Source organism: Pseudomonas putida, from assembly GCA_041879295.1.
Lineage (GTDB): Bacteria > Pseudomonadota > Gammaproteobacteria > Pseudomonadales > Pseudomonadaceae > Aquipseudomonas > Aquipseudomonas putida_Y.
Window position 1 is genome coordinate 13,889 of the sequence record CP047153.1, and the last position, 19,704, is coordinate 33,592.

Below are 19,704 nucleotides of genomic sequence, written 5' to 3' on the forward strand. Positions count from 1 at the left end.
GTGCATGTTGTGAATGCCCATAGATTTCCGCCTCCCTTTTCACGGTGAAAAGACTACGGGTTGCTGGTCTGGGGTAGTGCCTGCAGATCCAAAGGAAATGGACATGAGTGATCCGACTTTGCGCGCCTGGCTTCAATCTGGCATCGAGCTTTTCACGGTGAAAAGCCGCGGCCCCCTTCATATACGGACAGGTTCCGGGTTTCTATTTCACTGTGAAAAGCTTCACCTCGGTGAGGGAACTCATGGATTCAAAACGCAGCTCAGTACGTAAACAGGTATCGAACTGTCCTGGCTTAATCAGCTCCGTGGTGCAATTCGCGCCACTGGCGGCATTCCGACTTTTTCACAGTGAAAACCCGCGGGGTGGCACACCATTACGAGCGGTTACCGCGAACTGCTCTCCAACATGCCCAACGGTCATAGGGGATGCGAGGATCGACAGGGTTAACGGCAGTGCATTAAATCCGTGCCGGCTGCTGAATCAAGCTGTGCGTTTCACAGTGAAAACACTCACAACCAAGAGCCCAGATAACGGGCCAGCTTGTTAAGAACCTGCTGCTTTTGGGTTCATACAGCGAGGGTCCCGAGTCGATGGTCATGCCATTGAGCTGTGCCCCGCTGCACGCGGTGACCACCGCCGTTGCCCGTAGCGTACTGCCCCAGGCAACGGCGGAAAGAGGCGGATCACCGGCTACCTTTGATACCGGGGCGGGTTCGGTTTGAATCAAGGCCGGCGACATGATGAAGACTCTCCGGGCAGGACCAGGCGAAGCGGCTTTAAGGCACGGTCAGGGCTGTTTTCTCGCGCAGCGTTCTGCCTTCGTATTTCTCGCGGAAGCGGATCCGGCCGGCGGCGCAATTCGGGGCAGCACGTACTCGACCAAATCATAGATGCCATGGGTATAAGTGAGTGGGCGCGATGTTGACGCTATCGGCGGGTTCCTCTTCGACCCAGGCCTCCATCTTGTCGCCCACGTCCTGACCGGTGCTGACGATGGCCAGGTGCTCCTGGGCCTTCCAAGCGATGCGCTTGCACAGCTGAAGAATGCTCAGGCCTTTTCGCTGGGCGGTCTCGTAGTACATCTGCGCGGTGCTGCGCAGCCCGACGATCTCCAGGTTCGATTCCGGTACCGGGCCGTCCATCAACTCGCGTGGTCATTTCACTGTGAAACGTAGGGATGAAACGAGCTCATAATTTAGCCATTTCACAGTGAAAATCAGGCCCCCGGTCATCAAGGACTTTAGGTGAAGTGCATAGATGAACCGCCCAATTGTTCTCGCCTGCCCAACGTAACCAGTACATAGACGGTGCGTATGCTTGGCCTGGCATGGGGTCCTCCTTTGATTTGTAGAGTAGAGGGCGTGGGGCAAGCAGATCAATCTGTTACCATTGGATTCAATAAAAGTACGTTTACGTGTTATGCGTCGAATACAAAACCATGTGCTGCATAACAGCAGTGCAAGCTATGGCGCATACGCCCCCAAAAGATCAGGAGAAACGCATGTCTATTGCACTGGTATTGAGCGAAGGCTCCGGAACCATCTTCGAGAACAAGAACCGCACATCTGATGCAGCACCCGTGATGATCGGCTATATGGAGTTCCCGCTGAACAAGGAGCGCAGCCATAAGCTGAAGCTTGAGGTAGCGGTCTGGCTCAAGCAGAAGAACGGCTCGAACGAGAAGTTCTACTCACTGTCAGTAGGCGGGATCAATGCCAGCCTGTTCAAGGAAGCTGACAAGAAGGAAAAAGGTCCCGACTACGCGGGTAGCTTCGGCTTCAACCACGAAATGCGCATTGCAGGCTGGCGCAAAGACGGCGTGGATGGTGGTGCTCCATTCATCAGCCTTTCGGTTACACCAAAGGTAAGACCGGTGAGCCAGCCGTCGCCAGCAGCTGACGCTGCTGCGCATGCAAACCCAGCTCAGGATGGTCTAGTGGATACAGGTGATCCTCGGTTCCAATTCTGATAACCCCAGACCCCGCTTAGCGGGGTTTTTTTTTGCCTGTTCATTTCCGCAGGCAGCTTCTAAGTCGAATCACGAGGTACTGGCCCTTCATCTCAACGGTAATGGACCTCAGCTTACTACCCAGGCTTAACCGCTGTAGGAGGGTGACTTCCGCGAAGCGGTCGAAAGCTCAAACTCTGACAGCAATTGGGCCTTCACAGCGTCATTGGCGCTCACTGCCATATGTGACCAGGACGCCCACAACATACGGCCCACATAATCAAGCAGCCCTTCATTACAGGTCTTGATACCGTGTAGGCAAGCACTGCCGGCGCGAGGCCAGCCAAGACTGCAACCGATCAAGACCAGGGCCATGCTGCCCATACCCATAGAGAGAGTGTTCTGCGCACCTGGTTACCGCCCGGGCTTTAGCTGCGTGCGGGCTCGCTCGGTCCGACTGCCATTTAGGAGGCCTTTCCAGGCGGAGCACATACATTATTCCCGCCAATTAGGCCGGCAACTCGGCTGTTCCCGATAAGGCCACCGGCACTCTGGCAATGGTGTCCTATTCCGCCGTTATCGCCCATGCTCGTTCCATCAGACGCAGCCAGCTCGCCTGCAGGGATCGATGATGACTGCGACGTATCGATGATGGACAGGTACGGCCAGGCACCGCGTATCAGCCTGACATCTTGTTTCGTAGCCTGGTCGACTCGATCGCCCCCCCTTTTTCTCTCTGTCATGGCTCAAGCGACCCAGGGCTCTTGATCGAGTGACCTGCTGGGACCGCCTGCAGTGTTTTCACGTGAAAACCTCATGCCGCCAATTGTGCCATGGCTAGAGGTGGCGCCCTTCGTAGGCATGGACCTCCCTGGGCCTGGCTGTCTGATCACAGGGCGAAACAGCGAAATGTGCCATCTCTAGAGGCGCGACAGCTCGAAATTGCCCAAATGTGCCATGGTTAGTGGGTGAAATTGGGAAGCCGTCCGAAATGTGCCATCTCTAGATGAGGTATGGGCAGTGGCCACCCAGCCAAATGTGCCACGCTTCGAGTACCTCCCCACCAGTCTTATGCCACTTTTCACAGTGAAAACTATATCAACGATGCCGATCGCGGGCTTCGTTCAACTAGTTCAAAGAGGTTGAGTCATTATGCGTCGTGGCAAGCCACTACTAGGGGGGCTAAGGGGGGAGTCGCACCTCCCTAGAACATCAATTGTGCCATCGTCAGGGGGAGGAGGGGTTCTGTAGGTGTCTGATAAGCCTAAAGAAACGAAATGTGCCATTGTTAGAGCACTGCTAAAGCAATTTCGGCAGATCGCGAGGGTTAGCGTGCCACGAATCGTGATGAAGAGTGCCATCGTTAGGGAGGGTGCTGATGCGAAATCGATCATCAGTAATGGCTGGAGGGCCCGTATTTGCTGGGCTCGATCCAATTGTGCCATCGCTAGGAAGCCACATTCCTACCAGTGGCACAATTCACGAGATCGCCTAGCGATGGCACAGTATGGGTCTAAAGGTGGCACATGTTTCTAAGGATGGCACCGGAGCCATCTACCGCCGGCACATTAGTCTCGGAGGATGGCACTGTTTCCCCTGGAGATGGCACAGAAAAATGGCTAGAGCCCTTGTGTATCAAGGGTTTGAGGGATTCACTAACAAAGCTTTAAAAAAGCAGTGAAAACAGAAACAAGCTGTTGTAGGTTTTTTGCTATCGCTTTTTTGAGTCAAAAGCGAAGGGCAAAAGCGGTCCCTAGGGATGGCACAATTGGGCACTGACGTTGGAACCGTATTTTCGTTGACCAGAAGTCATACGTTCGAGTAATGTGCCACCACAGTCACCGATGGCACAATTCACATGGACTCAGAAACCCCCACACAGCGAGCTCCGAGAGCCAAGCGTACAGCCGGAGCGACAACGGATACCAGTCCAGCGAAACGCAAGAGGGCACCCAAGCTCCAGGTCGTTCGTGATGTAGAGCCATCCAAAGCAGTCGAGCTGAAAAAGGCAACCGAAGCCCTCTCGATGCGAAACGTCTCTGCCGCCAGTGACTTCACATTCCTTCAGCGAAAACTCTACAACACCCTCCTTCAATTCGCCCAGCAGCGGCCGAGAGAGGAGATGGTTCATGAGATCCCGATCAAACAGGTCGAGGACAACATTGGACACACCACGTCGAACAGCCGTGATTACCTCAAGAAGGTACTCGTGAGCATGTCTCAGACACAGGTGGAGTTTGACTACAAGGGTGAAAGCCCTGGGCGCAAGAGCGAATGGGGCATCGCAAACCTGATCGCTGAAGCCTACATCTTGGAAGATGGTCAGACCCTTCGCTTTTCGTTCCCACCGGATCTGAAACGCCGGCTACTCGACCCAGCGATCTTCAACTTGATCGACTTGCGGATGCAGTACCACTTCTCCAGCTTCTCTGCTCTCACTCTGCACGAGATCACATCTCGCTACCTCGGCTCACCAATGGGAGAGACGTACCGTGCACATTGGTCTGAGTGGAGCGTTGTGCTGTCAGGATCTGCTACGCCACATGCCGAATTTCGCGACTTCAACAAAATGCTGGGTCGCGCAATCGACCAGGTCAACAGCATTGAACGCAGATTCCGCATCACACCGCACGTCACAAAGCTAAACCGGAAAATGGACAAGCTTTGGTTCAAGCTGGAGACACTGATTCAGCCTGGCCTAGACCTTGGACCATCACCAGAGCTGGTTAGCCAAGACGTGTCAAAGCGCCTTAAAGCACTGTCCTTGAGTCAAAAGGATATCGATGAGCTTGGCATGACTCACGATGAAGAGTACCTGCTTGCGCAAGCTGACTACACCGAGGCACAGATGCGCAAGGAAGGGGCTAACGTTGCCAGTCCAGCGGCATATTTCAAGGCTGCAGTAGCCAACAACTACGCCAAGGCGCCAACTCAACAGAAGGCCGCGGAACCAGGCAGAGGCAAAAAGCCAGCCGCCTCTAAAACCGGTGAGAAGTCGAAGCCAGCGCAGGCGCCATCGCAAGCGCCGAAAGCAGCACCATCGAACCAAATGGCAGACTTGCTGGAACAGTGGGGAGCAGCTCAGCGTGAAGCTATCCGCGCCCAGTTCATGGAACTGTCGGACGAGCAGAAGAAAGAGCTTGCGGCGAAATATGAGACCGAGCTGCGCAAAGACGAATTGGCCTACTCGCAATACCGGTCGAAGGGTTTGAACACGATGGTGATCAATTGCTTGGTAGCGATCCAGTTCCAGGAGCGTTTCCCTGAGACCCCAAACCCGGAAACACTCCTGCAATTCTTGCTGGGTGGAGCGAAGATCTAAAGCTATCTGTGGCCGTTCGAGGACGGCTGCGGGGCTATCTGTGCGGTGCGCTGGACAATGTTCAACAGCGTATCAGCGGAGAGGAAAGGGGAGTTCTTCAGCATCTGCTCAATGAGCAGAGTCACCACGCCAAAGCAGTCGCCTGGCCCGATAGGCACCGATCGAGGTGGCCGGCCTTTCGTATTCACCGAGAGAAAAACCTTCCCGGGCTGATTCTCGATCGTGAACCACTTTTCGTTTTGTGCACCATGCCCTTTCCCATCGAACTTCGTCTGCATCTGCATGAATGTCGCCAGCACGCCGGGCAGCTCGCGTCCAGATAGCTGAATGCTGATCTTGTCAGACCAGTTGAATCTCTTGGATGCGGTCGACTCTGCCGCTTCGATCCTAATCGTATGTTCACCACCCCTGGTCGTATCAGATTGGAAGCACACTGCGACCTTCCCGCCATACACATGCCGAGTAACAAATGTCTTCTCGCCTGCAGGCTCGCAGTCATTGTCAGAGGTGACGGGCTCCTCGGCAGTCTCAATGTCAGAAGCTTCGATCAGCACCGCTGGCTCCTGCGATGAGGAGAACTGCGAGTGAGCGTTTCGGTAGGTCTCGCACAGAGACCTACCAACATCTGAGTCTGCGTATCCACCCTCAGACCAGTGCTTGAGCTGTTGAGAGAACTGTGGCCCCTGCGTTTTCCCGATGCCGATTAGCACAGGCAGTGATGGCTGGGGGAGGTTGGCTTGTAGGATGCGCTCAGCACATCCAGGCAGAATCGTGAAGAAGACTCCACGAAGATAGTGCAGGGCTGAGTTGTCGCCGGCTTTTGCCCGATCGATTGCGTCGGTGAGGTCATCACCCTCTGATTTGTAAACCTCATCGAGCACTTCGATGTCGGGAGCAGGAATTCGCAAACTAGAGAGCTTGGCAGATGCAGACTGGGCATCGAAACGCATAAAGAAGAACCCTTGGCTCAGTAAAATACCGTTCGTAGCCATATGGATACTAGCAATAGGGTCTTATCTTATCAATACGTGTTATATCCCTTTTGGGAATAACTACGCAGAAGATACTACAGGATGTCTATATCGAGGGCTTTGTTTAGCTCGTCTTCAATGTCGACTGAGCAACCATCCAGCTGGAAATCAGATTTCGCCAGTACGCCCAACGCCATCATGATCACTGGGGTTCCGAGATCAATACGCTTCGCTACGATCCTGATAGCAGCAAGATCGCGGAGGGAGGGCTTAGGGCGACCCGTGCGCCATGAATTGAGCGTCTCAAACGGTACGTCGATTTTCTCGGCGGCCTCCTTGAGATCTTCTGACCAAGTGGCTGCGATCAGTTCATCCAGGATGAAAATCGGGGATGAGGCGACGTCTGCCTTCGTGACCTCCTCGAAATAGGCCGCGGTCTCATGGCTCTGGTTGACGGCTTTCGAATTGAACACCGCTGACTGCTGGATCAGGCAGTAGTCCGACCAGCGAAAAACGTCCGCCATCTGTAGAACTCGAAACCCCGAGCAATGAAGAAATGCAGCGATCAGGTCGATTCGTTTTCGATCCAGTACGTCATGGAGGGGACGCGGTTTGGCTTTTGACTCATCCCCAAAACAACTGGCCAGCGTGTCTGCGGTGAAACCACAGGCCTTGCTAGCCTCTTGGAAGGGGAGCGATAGCAGTTCAGATCTATCGATTATGGCCTGATATAGGCGGAGCCCTGGGTTCACTACAAATCCTTCTCTCTTAACCGATCATCAGCACTGATTCAGACACACGTTGTCGGCAGCTATCCAACAAATCATGAGAGAGGCCAAGAGATTTTGCTATCTCTGGGTCCACCCAGTCTGCGAGTGATGATCTATCCAACCCCATAACCACGCCATAAGCATAGGTCGAGGATACTGATAGCAATTGGCCAAGGATATCGGGTAGGGGGGATCTATTGGAATACGTGAGCAACGCTTTTTGGATTGGGGTCGGGAATTTCCAGCGCTTCAGCAGCTCTGCTCCAGCCTCAGCATTGTCAAATCCAAGCTGCGCCTGCTCGACAGGACGCCGGCCGACAAGGTCGAATGCATCAACGGATTGAACTACAGTGCAGGCTTCATCGGGCATTACCAGGTGAATGAGTAGGGCGCCTATGCCTTGCATCAAACCCGTAGTGAAAGCGATATCCCGCTCTGCACCTATGCTCTCCGCCAGGGCAGATGCCATGAACGCAGTATGCAAACCCATTTTCCAGTAGGTCGGCATATCAATACCTGGTGCGTCCGGCAGCGCCTTCAGTAGGCCTGTCGTGATAATGGTGGTACGGAAGTTGTGTATGCCAATTGTAGATATGGCATCTTCGAGACGGGAAACAGTTCCGCTGCGTCCGAAATAAGCAGAGTTGGCCGTGCGTAGTACTTTTGCGGCGAGAGCCTGGTCAAGGCTCACTGCTTTCACAATGCTGGACAACGGCACTGAGGGATCCCTAGACATCGCTAGTAGCTCCATAACCACCGAAGAGATCGTGGGTAAGGCTGCGGGATTCTTGAATATTTTTGCTAGGGCTTTCATAAAAAGTCTCAGTGAAATTTTGAGCCATCTATCCGTAGGTAGAAAGTCAAATTGTAACGTCTTGAACAGGCACGGTGAATCGCCCCTGGTTTCCTAGACACTCTCCAAGCTCAGGAAATAGCGTTTCTCATATTCTATTGGAGACAGCTGCATAGCACTGCTGTGTCGGCGTTTAGGGTTATAGAACATTTCGATGTAATCGAAAATATCACTTCGGGCTTCTTCACGGGTTGTGTAGATCTTTCGTCGGATTCGCTCCCGCTTCAAAAGCTGGAAAAAGCTCTCGGCTACGGCATTGTCGTGGCAGTTTCCCCGCCGGCTCATGCTGCTGATTACATTGTTAGCCTTCAAGAAGCTTTGCCAATCTGAGCTACTGAACTGACTACCTTGATCTGAGTGAATCATCACTTGCTGCTGTGGCTTGCGTCGCCACACAGCCATCAACATTGCGTCGATAGCCAGGTCGCTGCACATCCTTGGCTTCATTGACCAACCAATTACTTGGCGTGAGAACAGATCCAGCACTACCGCCAGATAGAGCCATCCTTCATAGGTGCGGATGTAAGTGATATCTGTCACCCAGACCTTGTTCGGCTCACTGACCTTGAACTGCCGCGCGAGGTGGTTGGGCGAGGCCACTGTTGGTTTTTCCACCGTAAAAACCCTGGACGCCGCCGATAGCCCGTTTGCGAACGCAGCCCCTCCGCCTGCATCAAGCGCCCGACCTCGATTTCGTCCGCATTCCTCTCCCAGCTCACGTAGGTCATCGTGAATTTTGCGGTAGCCGTATACACCTCCGCTTTCTAGCCAAGCGTGTTTGATCAAGCCAAGCAGACGTTGATCTTCTTTTTGCTCGGGCAGATTGAGGCTCGGCCAGCCAGGCGTAGTAGCCGCTGGGGTGCACCTTGAGGGTTTGGCAAAGGCGCCGCACCGGGTAATCAGTCGAGTGCTTCTTGATGAAGGCGTACTTCAGCCGCACTCCTTGGCAAAGTACGCGGCGGCCTTTTTTAAGATGTCTCGCTCTTCCGTCACGCGCTTGAGTTCAGCGCGCAGCTTGCGCAGTTCGGCCTGCTGATCGTCGTCTTGCTGACGCTGCTCTTGGGGCTTGCTGTAGACCTTGATCCAGGCGTAAAGGCTATGCACGGACATGCCCAGGCGCTGGGCGACATCGGCGACGGGTTTGCCTTTCTCGGTCACTTGCTTGACCGCTTCGATCTTGAATTCTTCGGGGTAACGCTGACGACTCATGGCACCTCCTATTTGGGCCTCATTATGAGGCTTGGAGGTGTCTACGAAACTAGGGGCGATTCACGGTCATTAATGATTCAAGAATTGGATTCCTGCGCCGATAGTGTCAAATGGCCAAAAAAAAGTAATTTCAGAAATCCTTAACGCGGAGATGTACGCTGCCTGTATTGAATTAATGTTGATAGTATTTTTCGTTATTGGTGTGTGATTTCATCTTACACACGCATGTGACACATCCCCTGAGGCAAGGCAGTTAGGCGAAAAGCCTCAACAGCACACTCTTTCAGGAGACCCACATGATTTCGTACCCACAACATAATCAAGCGCAAACTCGTTCCCTGCTGATTTCCGGACTGTTCCCCAATGGGGAGCCGTTCGCGGAAGAGGTCCAAGCCGATTCTTCCTACGTAGCCCAGATCAAGGTGCTCGCCCAGTGTCGCTATAGCGATCTGGGTGGTGACCTGGATGTCACCGGGCTGACAGATGCTGCCACTGGGTCATCTGTACAGGACTCGCTACTGTCGGCCGAGCAGGACCTCCTCAGCGAAGTAGAGGCTGTCGAGTATGTGATTCACACCGTTCAAAATTCCCTCAATAATGGCCGCACGTTTTCAGTTGGTTCCACCAGCGAGTTGCGCGCTTTCGTTGAGTTCTTCGACCTCATCTTATCCGAGGCCCCTCATGCGTTTGACGGGCTATGCTCCGGCGATCGGGTGGCAGATGATGAGGAAATCACCCTTGATTTCGAAGATTCCAGTTCCGCTGAGTTTGCGCTCGTGCCGGCAGATGCTCTGCTGACGCTGGCCACTGTGGCGCTGGGGGAGGGGAGGGCTGTTGCCGCTTATCAGGTAATGACGATGGCGAGCATCACCCGTGTTGCATTGAGCAAGGCCTGCATTCGGGCCTTGGTGTAAAAAAGACCTTCTGGATACCCTCCAGAAGGTCTTTTTTTTTACCACTGCATTTTCAATTGGTGTAGCTCGCTGATGCGTGCATGCAACTGGTCCTGGAAGTGGACTACCTGGCCTTTCAGATACACCCGAATGCTCGCGAAGCGTTCACTCCCTACCCAGCCTGCCCTTGCTGGATCAACGATGCATCTGATGCTGCCGGTGAGGTCGGAGGCGATGAAACTCAACCAAGCCTCTCCCTCAATGGATGCGGTCTTGGGTGGCTCTGAAATCAAGTAGACGCCTTCGAAGTTACGGCCGGCAAGCAGTGTTGCAATGTGGTGGTGGCGGCCGCTTTCTGCGTACTCATCAGCGTTGCAAATCATGGGATTTCCGTCGACTCAGTAGAAAAAGAACAGCACCTAGGGTATAGTAATTTTTATGCAAATTAGTTATAGATACTTGTTTGCTGAATTGTACACCAATGAGGATTACGCATGAGCAAGTTGGCTGAATTTCGTGCTGCAGAGAAAGCACTGCAAGAGCAACTTTCTGCTTTGGAAGCGCTGAAAAATGATTCAGGGCTGCAACGTGAGATTGAGTTCGAGGAAAAGCTCAAAAGCCTGATGGAAGAGTACGGCGCGAATTTGGGCAAGGTCATCGCCATTCTTGACCCGGCTTCAAGTCTGCGCAAAATCAATGCACGGCCAGAAGGCGATCGTCAGCAGCGTAAGCCACGTGAGGTCAAGGTCTACAAAAATCCCCACACCGGTGAGACTATCGAGACCAAAGGCGGCAATCACCGCCAGCTGAAAGAGTGGAAAACTCAATATGGTGGTGACGTCGTCGAATCCTGGAAAAGCTGAGTCCCATTAGCTCGTCACAAAACCGGCTTCAGCAGCCGGTTTTTTTTCGCCAAAAAAAACCCGCATAAATGCGGGTTCGTATTTAAGAGCGCTCTGCTTGAAGCCGCTGCTCTACAGCTTTTCTCATACGAATCTCGTAGTCGATCCGCTGCTCATAACGAGCCAGAGCCGTTGCATCTGGTTTGGTCTCGTTGTTACGCCACCGGTAGATCGTCATTTTGGTCACCCCAAGTATGGTGGCCATGTCTTCGTCTTTCTCGGCATCGATGGAGAGGCGAGTCATCCATTCAGCCAAGATGACGTTCATGTCCCGGTCGAAACGCAAAAGGCGTTCTCTCCGGTGCGGCTCCTCTGCCAGAAGACCCCGAGCCTTTTCCATTACCTCCGTGGGCACCGACGCAGTCCGGCCATAGATGTAGGAGGAGAGTCTAGGGAGACCAATGCCCAGGGCAAAGGCATAGTCTTGATTGCGTAGGCCCAGGTCAGAGCCGATCTTCACCAGTTCTTGCTGATCAACCGAAAGCTCGGCCCGGCTTCCGCCGCGGGGACGCTTCACACCAGCATCAGCTGGCTTGGTTCGCGATGAAGTGTCCGTATCGTTTTCTTGGTCGTCCGTAGGCTGAGGTTGTACGAGGCGCACCATTGGATCTTGATCCATGGCATAGATGCCGGAACTGGCCACTGTTTGTTCTCCGTTGATCACCCGTTTAAGTGCTGCGGCCATTTTAATGGTGGCAGCTTCTGTATCGATATCTCGATCGTGGTCTACTTCTACCTGGTCGGCTAGACCGACCTGCTCCAGTTCCTCACCCTTCTCTTGCATGTCCTCGATGGAGCGATGATTGATCATCAGCTTCTGGCGATCTCTCAGGACTTCTCGGCTGACGTTGTGCGCCACAGCGTACACAACCGCATAGACGGCATCCTGATCTTCAATCTTAGCCAGCATAGAGCCGAAGAAGACTTCCAGCGTCCTTTGCAGGACCTCTTCAAAGTCGCTGAGTTCGCACTTATTTTGACGGAGCTTGACCCTGCAGATTTTGCGAACGCGCTCATCGCGATCCATCTCGAAGGCCAGACGATTCACAAACTTGCGTGAGCGGTCCTCGTTCGAGATGTAAGTCCCGCACAGCTTTTCAAAGGTCGAGGGGGGGCCGGATGGCTCGGAGGGGGGGAGTAACTCGATGTCGGTGTCTAGCACAAGCCCTGAAGCAGTCTCTTGCTCCAGGGCATCAATCTTTTCTACTGCCATAAAGGGCTCGTTGATTTATCCAACCTACGCAGCCACGGTATCCACAGATCGGTCCAGTTGAGGGAGAGCGACACTCCTGAATTGCGCCAGCGAACTGGACACATCGAGGAGGACATTGATGCCGGCGGCCAAGATCTCAGTCTTGATCTCAGGGTAGGCACTCATCGCGTGCTCGATCCGTTCACCTACTTTTCGGATCTGGTCCGCTTGGCTTAGATCATCCACCCCGAACACTGTGCTGGGGTTCTGACCAGGTTCCACACCAAGGGCGTCCAGGCCGATTTCGATTGGGGAGTACTCGTGGATCATGAAGCATTACCTCTGGTAGCGACCGCATAAGGCCGCTTTTATTGATTATACGTACGTGACAGAGAACGTCAATCAAATCCATAACGCGTAAGTGGAAGACTGGCCCGTTTCAAATCGTTGTACTGTGCATTACGCAGGCATGTGATTGGTGATGCAGGGGCGAGTGATCAGATGCAGGTAGCCTGGATTGCCCGCTCGAAGCCGGACAATGCCGCGTGAACCTCAGTCATATCTGATGCAAATGTTGACGCGATAACGACGCCAGCCAGGAGAATTTCAGTCTTGGCTTCTGGGAAGTCTGTCATTGCTTTGAGCATGCACTTTGAAGCGCACTTGTTAGAGCAGCTTTTATTGAATCGTGGGCAGTGCGGTTTGCCATCGGTTGAGAGGCAACCCAGCGACGAAAGACCGATTTCCGTAGCTCCCTGGTATGTGTCAAAGCTGAAAGACATGCTGTGTCCCTAATTCCTATCTAGTCCGTTGATTGGCGATGCGGGACAAATTATAGGGACGTGTTGTTATGAGGGTCAACAAATCGGCGCCAGAAAAGTTCCCTAAAAAGTGCGGTTTAATGCGTGCAAAATTTGGTATGCACGATTTTTCGTATGCCAAAAAGCCGCTCAGGGCGTGGGTGGGAGAAGTGTAATCCATTTGATGAATAAAAAAACCAGCACCTTAAATAAGGCGCTGGTTTATGTGATGCAGTTAAAGAAAGACGTCTCCATCAGGAACAATGAGGATGTCTCCGGGTGTCTCTACTATGCGGGTTTGATCCTCGAAGAGGTCACCCACGGATCCAATAGTAGGGGCTACATTTTCCGTGATCGGTTTCTTGACCCTTTTGGCTACGAGTGCGCATTGCACGGTTTCTGGCCGCTGTTTAGTGGTGGGTGGAGTGATACCGTTGCCTTGAGGAAGATTCTTGAGATGTGCATCGTTTCGTCTCGTTGGTGGGTGCGGAATGTCGCTAAGGTCATATGCCTTGGGTGTATCCCGCTTGCGTTGAGTCTGTCCTGTGCGTTCGAGCTCGTAGGTCCGTTGTGGTTTAAATGAAGCATTGTCACTTTTGGTATGAATAACTGGCCAATATGTGAAGCTCCCTGTTTTCCACCAAGCGATTACTGGTACACATATAAGAAGTGTCAATGCGAAAAGCGCTAACTTATACGCTACACCCGTAACTACTACCAGCGCTATGTAGACAAAAACTACTACAAGCCACGCCGATACATGCCTATTGATACGTTTCATTCTGTCTCCCAGGTTCGCTTTATGAGAGGGGATGCCGCACATACCTGTGCAAAACAGGGAAAAAAAATCCCCCGTTTCCGGGGGATGTGTGGCGTTAGAAAACGAAGTCCTTCTTCAAGGCCTGTGCCGGGGGTTTAGGACCTGGCTGCCCGGTTTGCACGGAGGGGAACCCCGGTTGAGTCAGCGGCGCCGCCAGTGCGGTGGGCGTGGTCAGGGGTACACTGAGCTGATCACGAACTGTCGCATGTTCTCCAGGAGGCTTCCTGTAGACATCGATTTGGCTTTCAGTCAGATCAACGCCATGTGCTTTGAGCAAAGCACGCCAGTCGACATGTCCTTTACGCGTGGAAAGCTGAACAGAGACACCTTCACTTTCATGTCGCTTGCGGCCTGGCGGCATCTGAGACAGCAGTACAGCTCGGGCTGCTTCCTCTCGCGCCGTGGCTTCCTGTAATTGCTGGTTTGACTGTCGCCAGGCGGCCGCTGCGGCTTCCCATTCATCGGTACTCCATTTGCCTGTTTGGAGCCGATGCCAGAAGTCGAGCTCACCTCTTAGGATTTGATCGATCCGCTTCTGGTTCCGCATGACTTTGAGCAGCACGCCTTTAGTCCCATCGAACGAGTAGTAGTGGGCGAAGCTGGCTTCAGCAACAAAAATCTGATGCTGAACCTGATCCACATACTCCGGTGGGACGATTCCCTTGAGAGCAAGCCCATGAGCTGTATCCCCTGGACATTTGATCTCGACCGGTATCCCTAGAAAGGGATTGAACCCGTCTAGCGATGCCCTGATAAATGGGATCGAGTCACTCTCGGCAATGATGGGCGTAACCGTGGTACCGGTGTGCTTTTCATAAGCCGCCCTAGCTATGGGTTCCAGCTGATGACCCCTGGCTCGAATACGATCGACGTAGGGGTTCGGCGGCGGGGGAGGCCCGATGCCTAGCCTGAGTCTGAAAAGCTCATAAGAACTGCGGAATTTTGACGTGCCCATGATCTGGGGCGCCTCGCTAGCTCCGATTCCTTCACTACGCCATGCGAACCAGGCGGCGGAGTTTTGCTGAGCTGCTGGTCCCGTGATGATGCGCATTGCCATATCGCGATCTCCTCTAAAAGTGACCTGCACCAGATCGGTGGAAGGCCTGATAAATGGAGATGCATAACGCTCTAGCTGAAACTGGATGCCATGGACTGGCGTTTCTGGGAGGAAGGGGAAGGTAATGCAGAAGAGAAGGGGATGACGATGGGCGCTAACCCAAAAAACGACCGGCTGTTTAGCAGCCGGTCGCACACAGCACTGGTGTTACTCGCCGATCCTCATCGTGCGGGGAAGGCCAAGCATTGCGTTCTGCATACGGAGATCATTCAGCGAGATCGATGGATCAGAAGTCGCTGCAGCTGAACTGGCGCAACCCCGGCCGGTTAAGCAAACCGTGTGAATCACCAGGTTCGTCCCCGCGAGTTTGTCGACGTTCTGGCCGTTGGTGGTCTGTGCTGCATCGGATGCTGCGGTTAGGCCTGAGGCGACGTTGTTCCCAACCATCCCAGAGTCAGTGCAATTGTTCAGCAGTGAGCAGGTCGCGAGGGATACAGCCAGAGAGGCGCCCGTGGCCACAGCGTTGCCCACTGCTGTGTGAGCTTCCTTGTATTGTGAGGCCGGGCCCGCATAGACCTCGCTGATTGTGTACGTGACCTTGGCATCACCCGCAGTCTGGTTGTAGCCAGCTTTCTTGAGAACGTCATTCACGTACGCAGTCATGTCGCCAAGGGCGGCGTCCTCGGTCACGGCCTTGACAGGCACACCCTCCACCAAGCGCCCGTTGATCTGTGCTGCTTGAACGCGCACCGGGCCTTTCTCAACGGTGATTGGCTTCGCTGCACAACCAGGTAAGGCGATGATGACGCAGGTGGCAGCTAATGCGGCGATTGCTTTATTGATCACGTGAGCCTCAGGAGGTTTGAATAACATGTAACTATAATACTGATGGGTGGCCATGGAGGCTAGTGGCAAAATGCTCATGCAGATGGGGCCGGTGCTGCCGGCGGTGGCAAAAAGCCATCTGCGTTAGTTGCGAATCGCTGCACCGCTAGTCGTCTCAACGAGCTGCAGAAGGGAGATCGGCTAAAATTTCAGGTAGTGCGGAGAGCTCGGCCATGAACAATAACGTCTTCCACAGCGCCACCATCAGGGGTCAGCTTTTCGAGGCCTCAATGATTTACGAAGGTCCCTGGATTTCATCAATCACCCCACGGTCAGCCGTCCATGATGGTGTGCACCTCGGGGTGTGCAACATTGTTGAGCTCGATCCTACTAGAGACAGATGCGAGGAGTTTGGGTGGTACATCGTCAAATATCGCAGTGAAGCTCGGGTATTTCTCAGGGGGTTCACTATTGACGATGCCCGTGCCTTATCGGAGGAGTTCGGGATCAAGTTGCTGGACCACGGGGGCTGGGACAGTCGAACGCTTTTTTATCGCAGCAAGGCTTGGGAGGGATTGAAAGCCTGGGTGAGATCGCATCCGAGAATTGCGAAGCGTTATGCAGCTGGCACTAACCCTTACCTTTCAGATTGGTATCTCAGAGCTAATAGCGAAGAAATGGTCCCATTGCCGCTAGGGTAGAGCCTGGATGGTAGTGGCGTGTGCGATCCTCATCTCGTGGCCCCGGCTCCCTGCCGCTCGCCCCTCACATGTTTTTACCGAGGTTGCAATGGACAAATCGGAAATGAGCAGGCTTTTGGAGCTTCAAGTGCAAGAAAAGCTGAGGGATGGCTATTCAATAACCACCTATGCGATGGACGCAGCTAGTCGGGATCGTGTGAGGTGTGGGATGAAGACCAAAGGTCATTCCCTTCCTAACGAGAATCATGCGGCGGAGGACTGGCAGGAGTACATCGGCAAACTGGAGACGGGGGCGTACAAATCGGAAGTGAGGACAAAAGTGATCGAGACGGGCGACTCTCCAAACATCGATCAGTCTGCCGGCGGCAGTAGTACGGTGGGTCTGTGGAAGGCCCGACGTCACTGAGACAATGGAGGCTAATACGCCTCGGGACGTAAGGGCTAACAAAGGCGCCCGCGGCGAAAAAAAAACTGGGCCTTTGATATACAAAGAGCCCAGTCCTGGTAACCACAGCTGCCGCGGCGCTGTAGGTGGAGAGTCCACCGTTACCAAGACTGAGCTCACCTCTTTATCGCCATTAGGATAGTCGACAGCAGTACGACGTCCTGCTTGGCTAGCTTGCGAATCCCCACCAGTTGCACCTGGCTGCTATGTGAAGGACATACGTCCGGGGAAGTCATTTGCGCTGCTCACGTAGTGGTGAGCGACCTGAGGGATAACCGCTTCGACCTAATCGTCCAGCTGTGTTGTCAGTTCCTGGGAGATGCCCGGACTCGACTATTGTCTGATCTCAGAGACTGGCGGTGCATCACCGAGTCGAGAACACAGAGGCAAACACAGGGGATGCATTAGGGAGCGGAGATATCAGGCGGTATGTGGGTAGTGCGCTAACCCGTTACCGTGTTGCTGACTACAAAGGAGGCTTCGCGACCTCGGACCTGACTGGCTTCTCCAGTGGGAGTATCCGTTAACTTTGCCTCAGGTGATGTTCAACATGGGCTGATAAACACCATTTCTTGACCAAAAAAAACCGGCCCTGAGGCCGGTCATGCGATTTGGTGCGGGTGGTCACGTGCCCCGTTTAGTCACGGTGGTGGACGCCAAGAGGTCGAAGATGAACTGGGATTTCACAGTGAAAACCGGAACCGCGATGAAGGCTGCAAGCACAACGGCTAGCACGAGCGGATGCCCGATGCTGAGCAGAAGCAAGACGGACATGATCTTCAAGGTGGTGCGCAAGATGCACTGCCAGATGGATAGGTTGCCGTTGAGCGAGATCGTCCTGACACGGAACAACAGCTTGCCGGCCGTCGTGCCACGCCAGGTCCTGGTCAGTGTCGCTTCGTAGATCAACCACACCAAAGGCAACAGAACAAGGAAGTAAGGTGCCAGGCTGAGTGCTGCCCCCTCAGTCCAGCTCAGGCCCGGGGTAGCAACGTCGAATGGGCCCGACGTATCGACATGGGCATTATGAGCCATGACTAAAGCCAGTAGTGCTAGCGATCCACCCAGTACCAGCGATACCAAAACAAAATCTGTCGTGGTTGCCGCTATGCGCTGAGCGACGTTCAGCAGTTTGGAGCCAATTTTCATCGTTCACCTGATTGTTTGTGGAGGGCTAGAACATGGTTCCCAACGCATCGAGTGCTGCCTTTTGAGCGTTTGTAGGTTCGGCCGGTGTTGCATCTTGAGAGCCATGCGATGAGCTGGCCTCATCAAGGGCATCTGCTGTTGAGAGCAGCTGCGGCTGTTGGTCGATCAACGAGTCCTGAGCATTCATACCGTTGTCAGGGGTGGCGAAGGGGACAGACTCTGCATGAACCTCGACAGCACCTGTGTGCAAGGGAGCACCAATCTGAGCGCCCACCGGCTCAGGTTGCAGGGGAGGGCGAACCTCCTCGACAACCATGGCCGGCTCCATCGGCTCCAACGGTTCCGCGGGAGCAAGGGGCCCTGAGGGCGGCGCGACTGGCGGAGCTTTGGCAGCCCCAGGTTTTGCGGTGATCTCTCGCTGCCGTGGTACCCGTTTCTTTCGACTCGGTGGAGCTGCACTTTCACGCTTGGATTGGCGGCCCGTCGCAATCATTCCCCCCGGGCCAGCAAGAGCGATATTGAGAGCTTCGTCTAGGGTGCCGGCCTCACTGTGGCTCAAAAACCACTGATAAAAGACACCCCTGATAAGAGGCGTGTCTTTACCGTATGGCAGTTCGGACATGAACTCCAGCAAACCTGGGCAAACGTCCTCTGGGATATTCAGATTTATTTTGCGCTCAGTTTCATTAGGGTCATATACACGAATTAACTTAGCCATTTACAGCAGACACCCTTTTGGCATTCGCGTTTACGATGCTCCGGATGATTTGTCCAAGGGCATAGCGAGCAAAACCGTCAGCAACAGCCCAGCGAGGATTTTTTACAAGAATGCTGTGTTGCCATACATTTTTGGCACGATCATAGATAGCCTCGGCGCTTCCTCCCGCAACCAAAATTCCATTTAGCGACCGTGCATCATCGGAAAACAACGAGTTACCTTTAGAGATAACCTCCTGGACCACGTGCTGTTGGGCTTCGGTAACTTGCTCTTGAATGCTTACCTCTTGACCATACTGGAAAAGACATTTGGTGCTGAACGATTCCTCACACTCCACAAGGCTTGCTTGAATCTCGCGTTGGCCCAAGATTCGGCGCAACTGCTCTGCCGCTGCACTCATCCCGGCACAAGAGTCAGCGCCCCGCTCAATATATTGACCCTCCTTCATCAAAAGGAAGTCAGTCGAGTAATGACCGCCTTCGATGACGCCATAGGACTTTGGCCTTCCATTAGCACCATTGATCAGATTTTCAATGGGCATGCCCGATTGATCAAGAATGTAGTCGCAGTAAGCGCCCATTGGCTGAGGAAGTGCTTTCAACTCGACAGATTTAGGGAGTGCTTTCCGAGTGCGCTCGACCAGACTGTCCTTACGAGAGCCGAACAACTTAGACGGGGTACCGATAATTACAAATGCCTCATCAATGCCTTGAACTCCCTTGGCACGGAGCCTGGTAAAAGCCGATTGAATAAGCGCCAGGTATTCCGGGGTATCCGTCCAGTTGTCGTTCAACCCGATAGAGGAGGTGAGGTTGCCCTGGAGGCGAGCGGTATCGCCAGTGAAGTATGCCTTGCCATCGACAATCTCGGTCTCGGCCTGAGCGCGAGCCGCAGTCGTCGGGTCGGTGAGTTCGACAGCTGGAACCGCCAGAGTGGGGTACATGATCTCCGTTCGTTTTCCGTCGTGGTAAGCGACGACTTTAATAGCACTACGACCCGCATCCAAACCGATTGCTACGCGACCTTTCATGAAATAAAACCTTTATAAACCAGCGACTTAGAAGGGTTAACGATGCGCACTGTGCAGTGTGCAGTACCTACAGTTCAGTGCGATGTAGCTACTGTGCT

At 53.7% G+C, this 19,704-nt stretch carries 17 protein-coding genes and 1 pseudogene; 5 read left to right on the forward strand and 13 right to left on the reverse strand.

Annotated features, from left to right (window positions below):
• Window positions 1-885: 885 nt before the first annotated feature.
• A complete protein-coding gene (locus GST84_26385; protein XGB15854.1) occupies window positions 886-1,143 on the reverse strand; it encodes a hypothetical protein in 258 nt (85 codons plus the stop codon).
• 359 nt (window positions 1,144-1,502) lie between these two features.
• Here GST84_26385 and GST84_26390 point away from each other — a divergent pair, with 359 nt between their 5' ends.
• Both GST84_26390 and GST84_26395 read left to right on the forward strand, forming a co-directional pair.
• Window positions 1,503-1,970: a hypothetical protein gene (locus GST84_26390; protein XGB15855.1), complete on the forward strand. Its 468-nt coding sequence runs from the start codon at window positions 1,503-1,505 to the stop codon at window positions 1,968-1,970.
• Window positions 1,971-3,975: 2,005 nt separating this feature from the next.
• Window positions 3,976-5,271: a RepB family plasmid replication initiator protein gene (locus tag GST84_26395; GenBank protein XGB16072.1), complete on the forward strand. Its 1,296-nt coding sequence runs from the start codon at window positions 3,976-3,978 to the stop codon at window positions 5,269-5,271.
• 2 nt (window positions 5,272-5,273) lie between these two features.
• Here GST84_26395 and GST84_26400 read toward each other — a convergent pair whose 3' ends face one another.
• From GST84_26400 to GST84_26415, 4 genes and pseudogenes are all read right to left on the reverse strand, one after another.
• Window positions 5,274-6,221 (reverse strand): hypothetical protein, encoded by a 948-nt coding sequence (locus tag GST84_26400; protein XGB16073.1) that lies wholly within the window; start codon window positions 6,219-6,221, stop codon window positions 5,274-5,276.
• A gap of 116 nt (window positions 6,222-6,337) precedes the next feature.
• A complete protein-coding gene (locus GST84_26405; GenBank protein ID XGB15856.1) occupies window positions 6,338-6,994 on the reverse strand; it encodes an XRE family transcriptional regulator in 657 nt (218 codons plus the stop codon).
• 16 nt (window positions 6,995-7,010) lie between these two features.
• Complete coding sequence (locus tag GST84_26410; GenBank protein ID XGB15857.1) at window positions 7,011-7,826, reverse strand: HDOD domain-containing protein; 816 nt, start codon at window positions 7,824-7,826, stop codon at window positions 7,011-7,013.
• A 93-nt stretch (window positions 7,827-7,919) separates the two neighbouring features.
• Window positions 7,920-9,074 (reverse strand): annotated as a pseudogene (locus GST84_26415) (IS3 family transposase).
• Window positions 9,075-9,370: 296 nt separating this feature from the next.
• Between GST84_26415 and GST84_26420 the strand changes: the two are divergent.
• Window positions 9,371-9,988: a hypothetical protein gene (locus GST84_26420; GenBank protein ID XGB15858.1), complete on the forward strand. Its 618-nt coding sequence runs from the start codon at window positions 9,371-9,373 to the stop codon at window positions 9,986-9,988.
• A 38-nt stretch (window positions 9,989-10,026) separates the two neighbouring features.
• On the opposite strand, the gene GST84_26425 is transcribed toward GST84_26420, so the two are convergent.
• Complete coding sequence (locus GST84_26425; GenBank protein XGB15859.1) at window positions 10,027-10,350, reverse strand: hypothetical protein; 324 nt, start codon at window positions 10,348-10,350, stop codon at window positions 10,027-10,029.
• A gap of 111 nt (window positions 10,351-10,461) precedes the next feature.
• Between GST84_26425 and GST84_26430 the strand changes: the two genes are divergently transcribed.
• Window positions 10,462-10,830, forward strand: coding sequence for a transcriptional regulator (locus GST84_26430; protein ID XGB15860.1), 369 nt, complete (start codon window positions 10,462-10,464; stop codon window positions 10,828-10,830).
• Window positions 10,831-10,912: 82 nt separating this feature from the next.
• On the opposite strand, the gene GST84_26435 is transcribed toward GST84_26430, so the two are convergent.
• The 4 genes from GST84_26435 to GST84_26450 all read right to left on the reverse strand — a co-directional run bounded on the left by GST84_26435 (window position 10,913) and on the right by GST84_26450 (window position 15,584).
• Window positions 10,913-12,082, reverse strand: a complete 1,170-nt coding sequence (locus GST84_26435) for a hypothetical protein (protein XGB15861.1) — start codon at window positions 12,080-12,082, stop codon at window positions 10,913-10,915.
• 24 nt (window positions 12,083-12,106) lie between these two features.
• Window positions 12,107-12,391 (reverse strand): hypothetical protein, encoded by a 285-nt coding sequence (locus tag GST84_26440; GenBank protein XGB15862.1) that lies wholly within the window; start codon window positions 12,389-12,391, stop codon window positions 12,107-12,109.
• Between the two features lie 1,345 nt (window positions 12,392-13,736).
• Complete coding sequence (locus tag GST84_26445; GenBank protein XGB15863.1) at window positions 13,737-14,738, reverse strand: endonuclease; 1,002 nt, start codon at window positions 14,736-14,738, stop codon at window positions 13,737-13,739.
• A 207-nt stretch (window positions 14,739-14,945) separates the two neighbouring features.
• A complete protein-coding gene (locus GST84_26450) occupies window positions 14,946-15,584 on the reverse strand; it encodes a hypothetical protein (GenBank protein ID XGB16074.1) in 639 nt (212 codons plus the stop codon).
• A gap of 768 nt (window positions 15,585-16,352) precedes the next feature.
• Here GST84_26450 and GST84_26455 point away from each other — a divergent pair.
• Window positions 16,353-16,670: a hypothetical protein gene (locus tag GST84_26455; GenBank protein ID XGB15864.1), complete on the forward strand. Its 318-nt coding sequence runs from the start codon at window positions 16,353-16,355 to the stop codon at window positions 16,668-16,670.
• Between the two features lie 663 nt (window positions 16,671-17,333).
• On the opposite strand, the gene GST84_26460 is transcribed toward GST84_26455, so the two are convergent.
• The 3 genes from GST84_26460 to GST84_26470 are packed head-to-tail and all read right to left on the reverse strand — an operon-like array spanning window position 17,334 to window position 19,606.
• Window positions 17,334-17,858, reverse strand: coding sequence for a hypothetical protein (locus tag GST84_26460; GenBank protein XGB15865.1), 525 nt, complete (start codon window positions 17,856-17,858; stop codon window positions 17,334-17,336).
• Between the two features lie 25 nt (window positions 17,859-17,883).
• Window positions 17,884-18,576 carry a hypothetical protein gene (locus GST84_26465; protein ID XGB15866.1) on the reverse strand — a complete coding sequence of 231 codons (693 nt, stop codon included), beginning with the start codon at window positions 18,574-18,576 and terminating at the stop codon, window positions 17,884-17,886.
• Window positions 18,569-19,606 carry a hypothetical protein gene (locus tag GST84_26470; protein XGB15867.1) on the reverse strand — a complete coding sequence of 346 codons (1,038 nt, stop codon included), beginning with the start codon at window positions 19,604-19,606 and terminating at the stop codon, window positions 18,569-18,571. The genes GST84_26465 and GST84_26470 overlap by 8 nt, the downstream gene beginning before the upstream one ends.
• Between the last annotated feature and the right edge of the window lie 98 nt (window positions 19,607-19,704).